The sequence below is a fragment of the Limihaloglobus sulfuriphilus genome, from assembly GCF_001999965.1.
In the GTDB taxonomy this organism is placed as follows: domain Bacteria; phylum Planctomycetota; class Phycisphaerae; order Sedimentisphaerales; family Sedimentisphaeraceae; genus Limihaloglobus; species Limihaloglobus sulfuriphilus.
Window position 1 is genome coordinate 349,363 of the sequence record NZ_CP019646.1, and the last position, 11,311, is coordinate 360,673.

An 11,311-nucleotide genomic window follows, 5' to 3' on the forward strand; every position below is an offset into this window, starting at 1 on the left:
AAAACCGTCTGCTTGCCGGTATCAATTTTGCCGGATTGGTATATTATCAGCCGGCGTCTTTTTTCGCAGCGGTGGTTGAAGTTGCGGTTTTTTCAGGTTTTGGAGCGGGTTCTTTTTTCGCAGCTGTTTTTGTGTCTGCTGATTTGCTCTCTGAACCTGAATTTTCCGATTTTGCGGCTTGTTTATAGCTGTCGCTGCGGTAGTCTGTTTCATAGAAACCGCTGCCTTTGAAAATGATCCCGGCACCTGTTCCGATGAGACGTTTGAGTTTCATTTTGCCGCATTCGGGGCATTTTCGCAGAGCCGAAGCGCTCATTGACTGGAATTTTTCAAACTCATATCCGCAGCCTTCACACATATAATCATAAGTCGGCATCTTAGTTACTCCTGCTTGTCCTGGGGTTTTTCAGGGGTTGATTTATCTGATGAATCCTCTGCCGTTTCGCCGGCGTCATCATTAGAATCATTTTCAATTTTATTTACTATAACCATAGCCGGACGGAGTACTTTTTCTTCTATGAGATACCCCTTTTGATATTCAACCAATACAGTATTGTCCGGTTTTTCGGGGTCACTCTGCTGCATCATAGCCTGATGTTTTACAGGGTCAAACTCTTCGCCGGCAGATTGCATCTGGACTACACCATGGGCCTTGAGTGTGTCTAAAAAGTTTTTATATACCAGCTTAATTCCCTCTATTATTTTGTCTGCATCATGATTTTGTTTTGCTGATGCGAGGGTATGTTCAAAGTTATCCATGCTCGAGAGCATAGACTTCAGGATAGATTCCTTCTGATAGGAGATCCCGTCCTGTATCTGCCTTGGAACACGTTTCTGGAGGTTGTCATATTCAGCGCAGACACGATGATATTTATCCCTCATGGCAGCGAGCTCAGCCTCAAGCTGCTGAATCTTTTCTTCAAACTCGTTTAATTCAGATTTTTTATTTTTGTCTGAATCCTTAACCTCACTCCGGGTTTTGGCATCTTCGTGAGTTTTGGCTTCTTTATTATGTTTTTTCTTGCTCATAATATTCATTTAGGAAATAAGTTTTTCAGCTTTTCAAAAAAGGTTTGTCTTTCAGGAAAGAGGTCTTTGTCCTCTGTTTTTGCAAATTCCATGAGCAGTTCCTGCTGGTTTTTGCTGAGCTTGCGTGGGATTTCTATCGTTATCCTTACAAGCTGGTCACCTTTGCGGCCTGTTCTGATATCCGGCAGACCCTGGTCTTTTATGCGGAATACATCGCCGTACTGCGTGCCGGGCCTGATTTTGAGCTTGCGTTTCTTGTCAATACTGGGAACATCGATCGTGTCGCCGAGAGCAGCCTGGGTGAAACTCACAGGTACAGACGCGATAAGATTTGATCCGTCTCGAATCAGGAACGGATGCTGCTTGAGCTGTACATAGCAATACAGGTCTCCTCTCGGGCCGCCGTTTTTACCGGGTTCACCTTCGCCGGCAACCCGCACGCTTTGTCCCTCGTGCACGCCGGCGGGTATTTTGACTTTTAGATGGCGTTTAACGGCTACAGTTCCTCTGCCGTGACATTTCGGGCAGGGGTTCTTTATGATTGTGCCTTCGCCGCGGCATGTCGGGCATGTCGAGGCCATCTGGAAAAACCCGCCGAGGTTAGACTGTACAACCTGGCCGCTGCCTTTGCAGGTGGGGCAGGTCTCTGGTGAGCTTCCCTTGCAGCAGCCGCTGCCGCTGCATTCAGGACAGCTGTCCTGGCGAGTAAATGTTATATCTTTTTCAACACCATGCGCAACGTCCTCAAGAGTAAGCACAACGGCGTATTCAAGGTCAAGCCCGCGTTGCGGGGCATTTCTGCGGCTGCCGCGGCGCCTTCTGGAACCGCTGAAGATATCACCGAACATATCGCCAAATATGCTGGAGATATCGTCAAAATTCATGTGCGAGAAGTCGTGCATCCCCTGACCGCTAAGGCCTTCATGGCCGTACTGGTCGTACAGCTTACGTTTTTCTTCATTGCTGAGAACCTCGTAAGCCTCTGCGCATTCCTTAAACTTTGCTTCTGCTTCTTTGTTGCCGGGGTTCTTGTCGGGATGATATTTTAGAGCCATTCTTCTGTAGGCCTTTTTTATCTGATCCGCACTGGCATCTCTGCCAACGCCAAGAACCTCGTAGTAGTCTTTTTTAGCAGCCATTTATTACCTTATTTTAGAATACAGCGTTTAATTCATTAAATAAACAGAAAACGCAGCCGCAGAGGCGTCTAATCCATCCGCAGCGGCGAATTCTGTTTACTGAATTATCTGTTCTAAATTCGCAAGGACAGCAGCAGCAATTTTATATTCTTGCCGCTGCCGTCGAATTTGTTCTTATTAAAAATTACTTAGCAAACCGCACCGGCTATAAGCTCATCATCTTTTTTCTCATCATAATCCGTGATAAGAACGTTTGTTGTGAGCATAAGTCCGGCAACAGAAGCCGCGTTCTGCAGAGCACAGCGAGATACCTTTGCAGGGTCGATGATGCCTGCCTTGACCAGGTCTGTAAATTCGCCTGTTGCGGCGTTGTATCCGGTATTACCGGTTTTCTCAAGTACCTGTTCAACGATTACATCTCCGTCCAGACCGCCGTTGTTGACAATCTGGCGTGTTGGAGCCTTGAGGGCTTTGGCAACGATGTCGTAGCCCAGCTTCTCGTCGCCTTTGACTTTTGAACGCCCGTCGGCAACCTTGCTGATAGCACGCAGGAAGATAACGCCGCCGCCAACGACAACGCCTTCTTCTGTCGCTGCCTTTGTAGCGCAGAGAGCGTCATCGAGCAGGTCTTTGCGTTCCTTCATTTCCGCCTCTGTAGCCGCACCGGCTTTGATCACCGCTACGCCGCCGGTGAGTTTGGCGAGGCGTTCCTGGAGCTTCTCACGGTCGTAATCGCTGGTGGTCTTCTCGATCATGCCGCGTATCTGGTCGCAGCGGGCAGATATGTCTTTTTTCTTGCCGCCGCCTTCGATGATTGTTGTGTCGTCTTTTCCGACAGCAATCTTTTTGGCCCTGCCAAGCTGTTCAAGTTCAATGGCATCAAGTTTGATACCGAGGTCTTCTGTGATCACCATACCGCCGGTAAGAACCGCCATATCCTGGAGCATTGCCTTGCGGCGGTCGCCAAAGCCGGGGGCCTTGGCGGCACAAATCTTCAGTACGCCCTGGAGACGGTTTATAACCAATGCTGTGAGGGCTTCACCTTCGATATCCTCAGCAACGATGAAAAGGGGAGCATCAACCTGCGCGACTTTTTCCAGAAGCGGAACAAGCTCGCGAAGATTTGATATTTTCTTCTCGCAAAGGAGAATGTAAGCATCCTCAAGGACAGCCTGGAGCGTGTTGGGATCGGTCATGAAGTAAGGCGAGATGTATCCGCGGTCGAACTGCATACCCTCGACTACGTGGAGCTCGGTTTCCATACCTTTGCCCTCTTCGATCTCTATGACGCCTTCCTTGCCGACTTTGTCCATAGCATTGGCGATCATCTCTCCGACTTCGGTATTGTTGTTCGCACTTATCGCGGCTATTTTGGCTATATCCGCATGTCCTTTAAGTGTTTTTGAGCTTTCTTTAATGAAGTCCGTAACTACCTGGGCGGCCTTGTTGATGCCTTTCTGTACCGCGACAGGGTTTGCCCCGGCAGCAACATATTTAAGGCCTTCGGTGTAGATAGCTTCAGCCAGAACTGTTGCTGTGGTTGTGCCGTCGCCGACATTATCACTGGTCTTGCTGGCTACCTGGTTGACCATCTTTGCGCCCATGTTCTGGAACTTCTCAGCAAGCTCGATTTCCTTACTTACGGAAACGCCGTCTTTGGTTACCTTGGGCGAGCCGAAGCTCTTGTGCAGGAGTACATTTTTGCCCGTAGGACCGAGTGTTACCTTGACGGTTTCAGCAAGTCTGCTCAAACCTTCTTTGAGCTGATTCTGCGCCGCCGTCTCAAATATCATTTGTTTTGCCATTTTTGATATCCTTCGTATCTATCCGCTAAAAAGCGATTACTTCTCGATTACGCCAAGGATTTCGCTTTCGTGCAAAATCTTGTATTCTTTACCGTCAATTTTAACATCGCTTCCGCCGTACTGGCCAAAAGCAACAACGTCACCCTTTGAAACGCTCATAGGGGCGCGTTTGCCGTTATCCAGCAATTTGCCGGTACCGACAGCTACGACCTTGCCCATAAGCGGTTTTTCCTTTGCTTTATCCGGCAGGTAAATGCCGCCGCTTGTCTTTTCCTGTGCTTCTTCGGGAGCTACTACAACTCTATCGTTTAAAGGTTTAATTTTCATTTTTCTGTTTCCTTTTTAAAATCTCAAATCCAAATTTCTAACTTCAGATTTAATTTAAATTCATAATACAAATTCACAAAGCGGGTCAGGGCGGATTACATCATCCCCATGCCGGGCATACCACCCATTCCGCCCATGCCGGGCATACCGCCCATTCCTCCCATGCCGCCCATACCACCGCCGGGCATTCCGCCGGCAGGCATTTCAGGCTCATCCTTAGGCAGCTCTGTTACGACACAGTCTGTCGTTAGCAGCAGGCCTGCAACTGATGCGGCATTCTGGAGTGCAATACGGGTAACCTTGACAGGGTCGATTACACCTGCCTCTACAAGGTCTTCGTATTTATCTGTATTAGCGTTGTATCCAAAGTTTCCGGTTCCTGAGGCAACTTTGTTAACAACGATATTGCCGACTGCGCCTGCGTTGTCGGCGATGTGGAAACACGGCATTGTCAGAGCCTTAGCTACTGTCATTGCACCGGTTTTTTCGTCGCCGCTGAGTTTGAGCGATTCAACAGCTTTTACGCAGCGAACAAGTGCTACGCCGCCGCCGGGAACGATACCCTCATCGATAGCAGCACGTGTGGCGTGCAGCGCATCTTCGATACGGGCTTTCTTTTCTTTCATCTCGGCTTCACTGGCTGCACCAACGTTAATCTGTGCTACGCCGCCGGTTAGCTTTGCCATGCGTTCCTGGAGTTTTTCGCGGTCATAGTCGCTGGTTGTGGTTTCAATTTCCTGGCGAATCTGTTTGATGCGTCCCTGGATCGCGGCTTCTTCGCCGGCACCTTCAACGATAATTGTGTTGTCATTATCGATGGTTACTTTCTTGGCGACACCAAGCTGGCTTACTTCTACCTTGTCCAGCTCAATTCCCAAATCTTTGAATATCGGCTCAGCGCCGGTCAGGATCGCGATATCTTCAAGCATCGCTTTGCGCCTGTCGCCGTAGCCGGGAGCTTTTACTGCCGCTACGTTAACAACGCCGCGTATTTTATTAACGACGAGTGTTGCAAGTGCTTCGCCCTCAACGTCTTCTGCGATTATAATCAGCGGACGGTTAGTCTTGGCGACTGCCTCGAGCAGGGGAACAATCTTCTGAACGTTGCTGATTTTGTCTTCATAAACAAGTATGAACGGCTTCTCAAGCTCACAAACCATGTTGTCCTGGTCGGTAACAAAATGAGGAGAGAGATACCCGCGGTCAAACTGCATACCTTCTACGAAATCAACAGTTGTATCGAGTCCTTTGCCCTCTTCTACGGTGATAACGCCGTCTTTGCCGACGCGTGTAAAGGCCTCTGCCATCTGTTTTCCGATTTCGGCGTCATTATTAGCCGATATTGAGGCGATGCTGATTATGTCGTTCTTTTTGGCCATATCAATGGGCTTGGCGAGCTTTTTGAGCTCTTTGACTGACGCGTCAACAGCCGCCTTTATGCCGCGATTCATTGACATCGGGTCAGCGCCGGCCGCGAGATTTTTGTAGCCTTCTCTGAAGATGGCTTCTGTCAGCACGGTAGCTGTGGTTGTGCCGTCGCCGGCTGATTTTGATGTCTTGCTCGCGGCTTCTTTGACGAGTTTTGCCGCCATATTCTCGGTCTTGTCGAGAAGATCGACTTCCTCGGCAACTGTTACGCCGTCCTTGGTTACGGTTGGTCCGCCCCAACCTTTATCGATTATCGCGCATCTGCCGCGTGGGCCCAGCGTCGATTTCACCGCCGAGGCGAGCTTCTCGACGCCCGCCAGCAAAGCGGCTCTTGCTTCTGAGTCAAATTCTAACTTTTTTTCTGACATTGTTATGTTTCTCCTGTTTTTCTTGAAACAAAATTAGTTACTACCCCTGTCAGTATGCAAATTCAATGCCACATAACGCCATTCAAAACACGAAAACATCTAAAGTATTGTACAGGAATAACTTATCTAATTTAAGGCTGCCCAGTAGCTTGGTCTCGAAAGCCTGCTTTACTGCCAAAGCAACCCCGGATATGCCATCTTGTCAGACTGATTTCGCGGTGTAATATGAATTCGTCTTACAAATTTATCTACACTAACCTTTCGATAAAGCCGGCATACTCTAAAAAATCGGATTTTTAGATTCAGATTTAAATTTATAAATTTTCAGATATATCTTGAATACATGACTGACCCTCTATATTATAAAAATGTAATGGGTGTTTGTTGTAGAGCACTGAAGAAGAAAAGTGAATTATAGGCACAGTCTTTTAAGGTATGTGTCTGCGAATGAAGATTTGGAGAGAAAAAAATGAAGAAGTACACACTGATACTCCCGCCTCTTATTGTCCTTTTGATGTTAGCCGAAGTCTCCCAGGCAATAGATTATAAGTTGTTCACTATTGCAGACGGTGAAGCTTCCCGAACATCATCAGACGGCACCACCAGGATAATGTGGGCCGACAACAGTTCTTCGGGCAGCTATGCCAGACGTGCGGTGTTGATGTTTGATACATCACAGGTAAGCCAGTATCAATTGCGAGGTGCTGAGCTGAATATGTGGGGCGGCCGCTCGAGTTCCGACGGAGTGCCTACACTTAGCATACGCCACTATTATTACGACGCCTGGAGCGATTCCTCTGTGCCCTATGCAAGTACATCCGGGAGTCTCCTGGCACAAACACAGATACCCGAAGTACTCAACTCCTATTATCCCAACAGAAATAAATATGCTATATCTATAGGCGGTAATATGCCTTATGACGGTGATAATCGACTCTCACTGGTAATGACAGCCAGCGGCGGCAGTGCGGCATTTTATACGAGAAACACAGTTTCCTGGGACGGCTCCAAAGGACTAGAACCCTATCTTGCATACAGAACCTGGGGCGCAACTACAACTCTCAACAGCACTTTCAACAATGATAGTCTGGCAGATACTGCCTGGGATGTTGTCAGCGGAGGGGGATCTGCACAGATAGTTAACCACCGCAATGATCGCAGCGCGGAGCTGACCACAGGTTCACCTGTAAAAATACAGCAATCACTCGACACACCAGAGGATCCATTTTATATACTGTTTGACTACGAGTTCCTAACAACTACAGGGGCCTTGGAGATAACGCTGACAAATCGTGATGGTGTTGAGTTTGTCGCCGGAGAGCTCGATGCGCCGGGTGAACTTGCGGGCAAGATGAATGGCGCCGCACTGCATGTAACCGATCCAGGTTGGCTGTACCTCGACAACGTATCTCTGGGGTTTGAGCTGGACGGTATTACAGGGTCACAGATAATTCTCGACAATGTCGAATTTTCAAACGTTCCTGAACCTGCAGCCATCGCGATATTTGGACTTGGAGCCCTGATTCTTAAAAGAAGGAAAAGATAAGAAGTCTCTTTTTTTGAAATAGGACATATAATTATTGCCCGGAAGATACCGTTTCCTTTGTACAGATATCGGTATTGTCGTTTGCCTCAGTATCAGTCCCAGCTCCCAGATTTACTCCTGAATTGGCCTCGAAACCCCAATAAGACCGGATATTGACAGTGTCTTTCTGTTAATATCCGTCAGGCAAAATCTCAAAAAACCTTACAAACGAAATCGCTTGCTTTATATTTGTGCGTACAAATCATTTGACTTGTAAACATTTTGATTTTACAATTATGCAATATTAAACTAAAAACAAAAACTAAGTTCAGGCGAGGTTCCAGTGTTTGCAAAACCTTTACATAAAGCTGTTTATAATAGCTCTAAGCAATTTTTTTTCTTTTTCTTTTTGGCAATCTGCGTCTCATTGTGCCTTGCCGCAAACGACTGGACAGACGCCGCGGCAGACGGCAACCCGTTTTATTCGGATTTTCTCGAACCGGCCAACTGGTCGCTTGGCAATCCGGCAAATCAGTCATGCAGAATATTCACCCCGAACCTGGGCAGTCCGGTTATCGGGGGAGATATCACTGTGCAGCAGCTTATCATCGGTGATAACAATGACTTAGGGTCATGCCAGGTCTTTGTTTATTCCGGCGGTGAGATATCTACCCAGACAGACGGTCATTTCTATATAGGCCAAAACACCAATGGAAACGGGATATTCAACATTACCGGCGGGAAAGCCTACGCGGCGGGTAAAGGCAGGTTTGTAGTAGGCAATAAAGGCACCGGCACTCTTAACATATCGAACACCGGCAGGGGGGAGGCGTTTGTAATTCTTGCCGGAAACCAGAGCGGCTCGCACGGATGTATAAACATCTCCGAGGGCGGTTATCTTCACTGCCGCGACTGGTCTGCGATCGGTTACAACGGACACGGAACCCTGCACATGACCGGCGGTGTATATTACAGTGAAAACGCCCGCCTTATTGTAGCTCCCTGGTGGGTAACGCCGCAAAGCGGGCATGTCCAGCTTGACGGAGGTGTTATTGATGTGCCCAATTTTGAGATCGGGCCCGCCGGCGAGGGCAACATCGGGACAATGGATGTAAAAAACGGCAAACTTATAGTTCGTGAGTTTGATAGAGTCGCATATCTTAAAGCTGTCGCGGCAGAAGGACGGATTAGCGCGTTCGGCGGAGACGGCGAGCTTAATATTGTCTGGGACGGGTCAGATACAATTGTGGATGCCCGTCAATACCTGCCGCAGCAAGCGCACCTGCCAATACCGGCAATCGGCGAGGCGGTCAAAAATACATCACTGACTCTGGAATTTACCCCCGGCACGGGTGCCGTATCACATGATATATACCTTGGCACAGATTTCGATGCTGTGTCATCAGCCGCCCGCGGTGTCGGCGATATAGACGGCGACGGCCGAACTGATCCGGCAGATATCGCCGCGATTGCCGCTCAATGGCTCAGCGGTACAGCGGCAGAACCGGCTGACCTCAATTCTGACGGCTCAATAAATCTCAAAGACATATCAATTTTCGCGGCTAACTGGAAACAATCCGCCGCCGGCGAGTTCAAGGGCAACACAACCGCAGCCGGCTGGTCAACCGGAGAGCTGGCTTCCGGAACAACATACTACTGGCGGGTTGACGAAATAAGCCCCTCCGGCATAACCAAAGGGCTTGTATGGGAATTCACAACCCCGCTGCCGCCCGGCACATGGCATGTATCTCCGGATACGCTCATATCCGGTCAAAACACAGATATCCGCCTCATCTATACAAATGGTTCAGAAGCTCTGCCGGCCGGCAGTCTGCATCATGTATTGATAGAACCGCTTAGCGTTCAGAGTCTTTTCCACTGCAAACCCAGCGTTGATTACGAGATAGTCCCGCATATCGGTACTTTGCCCAACATCGTCCTGCATCAGGAGCCGACAAACGGCGTGGGATTTACTGAGGTTACATTCACTTTCCCCGATGGCCTCGCCGCTGGAGATTCCTTCGCAATGAAAATGGGCAACAGCGGCGCCGGCGGCATCATCGGACTTGTAAATCCTGTGCCGGTACACAGCCTGACATTCGAAACATATTCAGATTTCGGAGACGGCGAGGTGAGCTGGCTTAGTAAAGGCTGGGCCGGATCGCTTGGCAGGGTAGATATTGAACCCGCTGCGGCTGCTGCGATGCGTCTGTTCCTGCCGTCTCTGGTTGAAACGAGCAGCGAATTCAGGCTCAGGCTATCGGTTACGGATATGTTCGACAGCGCCGCGAACCCCGCGTTTGCCGGCACAATAACACTTAGCTCAAACGGGCTCACCGGTTTGCCCACAGATGTGACATGCACACCTGCCGACAACAACTCGATAGTTATAAGCGGACTCTCAGCCGCGGCAGAGGGCATTTACAGAATATCCGCGTCCATTCTCGGAATCGGGACGTTCGAGAGCAACCCCTGCGTGGTTCGCGACATCGTCGAGCGGCCTATATACTGGGGCAACATACACAACCACGGCTGTTACTCCGAGGACTGGGGCGACGATATGGACAATTTCTACAGTTTCGCCCGCGACATATCCGGCATGGATTATGTCGCCGCCTCTGACCATACAGCAACAACGCCGACTTTGACCGCAAACGGCAGCCGTCTGCTGATGTGGAGACTAAACAGACATGTAAGCCGGCTCGAGGCGTGGCTGGATACAATCGAGACCGCAAATCGGTACAACCAGCCGTCGGATTTTGTGACGCTTGTCGGCTATGAAAACGGTTTTGAGGACGCCGGCCATTACAACGTGTATTATGAGAACCCGACGGCGGAAAATATGTCTGACATCTACACGGACACCCGCGTTGATATCGACACCTTCCGCTCCTATATCGCCGCCAAAGATGTGCTCTGCATCCCGCATAAGCACGCGGCGTATTTTGAGTACTCGCTGCTGGACGATACGATCGTAAACTCCGCCGGCAAACAGCTCACACCGGTTATAGAGGTATATTCCGACTGGGGCGGCTCATTCAGCCCCTACGGCACATGGAACACCGAATCACTCTTCGGCGGGCTTCGTTCGGTCAGCGGCAAGAGCTATCAGTGGGCGGTTGAAAACGGATACGACATCGGTTTGATAAGCGATTCTGATTCTCATACCGGTCTTCCCGGCAGGCGAAACCCCGGAGGCATAGCTCCCAACCACGACCACCCGCAGGGTATCACCGCCGCCATGACAAACGACTACTCACGCAGGGGGATTATGGACTGCTACCACGACAAGCATACCTACGGCACGACCGGCGAGAGGATTTTTATCGATGCAAGAATAAACGGCGCAATCCCGGGCGATACGCTCAACGTAAGCGGGCCGTTCGAGTTTAATGTTGAGATTGCCGCGACAGATCTGATAGATTATATTGATCTCTACCGCGGGCTTACGCTCATAGAGCGGAAGTATGTCGGCATTTCAAGAGACATTACAACAACATTTAACTGCCCGGCGGTTACCGGAAACAAACTGCCTTATATGATTATGGCAGTCCTCAAAGACGAAAACCGCGCATGGACAACCCCGATCTGGGTAAACGCGAACTGAAAAGTATATAAAACAAGACCGCATCAAGTAGTCGCGGCAAATACTGCAATTCACCTCAGCGGGACAATGCCACCGGCTGCAAT

8 protein-coding genes are annotated in these 11,311 nt (G+C 49.4%); 2 read left to right on the top strand and 6 right to left on the bottom strand.

The window, feature by feature from the left end; translation table 11 throughout:
- Positions 1-46: 46 nt before the first annotated feature.
- The 6 genes from SMSP2_RS01275 to groL (SMSP2_RS01300) form a co-directional block, all read right to left on the bottom strand.
- Positions 47-376 carry an FmdB family zinc ribbon protein gene (locus tag SMSP2_RS01275; protein WP_146682223.1) on the bottom strand — a complete coding sequence of 110 codons (330 nt, stop codon included), beginning with the start codon at positions 374-376 and terminating at the stop codon, positions 47-49.
- Between the two features lie 5 nt (positions 377-381).
- A complete protein-coding gene (gene grpE / locus SMSP2_RS01280) occupies positions 382-1,029 on the bottom strand; it encodes a nucleotide exchange factor GrpE (protein ID WP_186804792.1) in 648 nt (215 codons plus the stop codon).
- 5 nt (positions 1,030-1,034) lie between these two features.
- Positions 1,035-2,168 carry a molecular chaperone DnaJ gene (gene dnaJ / locus SMSP2_RS01285; RefSeq protein ID WP_146682225.1) on the bottom strand — a complete coding sequence of 378 codons (1,134 nt, stop codon included), beginning with the start codon at positions 2,166-2,168 and terminating at the stop codon, positions 1,035-1,037.
- A gap of 188 nt (positions 2,169-2,356) precedes the next feature.
- Entirely contained in the window at positions 2,357-3,973 is a 1,617-nt protein-coding gene (gene groL, locus SMSP2_RS01290) for a chaperonin GroEL (protein ID WP_146682226.1), read from the bottom strand.
- A gap of 36 nt (positions 3,974-4,009) precedes the next feature.
- Complete coding sequence (gene groES, locus SMSP2_RS01295; RefSeq protein WP_146682227.1) at positions 4,010-4,300, bottom strand: co-chaperone GroES; 291 nt, start codon at positions 4,298-4,300, stop codon at positions 4,010-4,012.
- A 95-nt stretch (positions 4,301-4,395) separates the two neighbouring features.
- Positions 4,396-6,096: a chaperonin GroEL gene (gene groL / locus SMSP2_RS01300; protein WP_146682228.1), complete on the bottom strand. Its 1,701-nt coding sequence runs from the start codon at positions 6,094-6,096 to the stop codon at positions 4,396-4,398.
- Positions 6,097-6,565: 469 nt separating this feature from the next.
- Here groL (SMSP2_RS01300) and SMSP2_RS01305 point away from each other — a divergent pair, with 469 nt between their 5' ends.
- Together SMSP2_RS01305 and SMSP2_RS01310 are read left to right on the top strand one after the other, a co-directional pair.
- On the top strand, positions 6,566-7,642 hold the full coding sequence (locus SMSP2_RS01305; protein ID WP_146682229.1) for a PEP-CTERM sorting domain-containing protein: 1,077 nt from the start codon (positions 6,566-6,568) through the stop codon (positions 7,640-7,642).
- 406 nt (positions 7,643-8,048) lie between these two features.
- Positions 8,049-11,228, top strand: a complete 3,180-nt coding sequence (locus SMSP2_RS01310; RefSeq protein ID WP_186804793.1) for a dockerin type I domain-containing protein — start codon at positions 8,049-8,051, stop codon at positions 11,226-11,228.
- Positions 11,229-11,311: the final 83 nt, after the last annotated feature.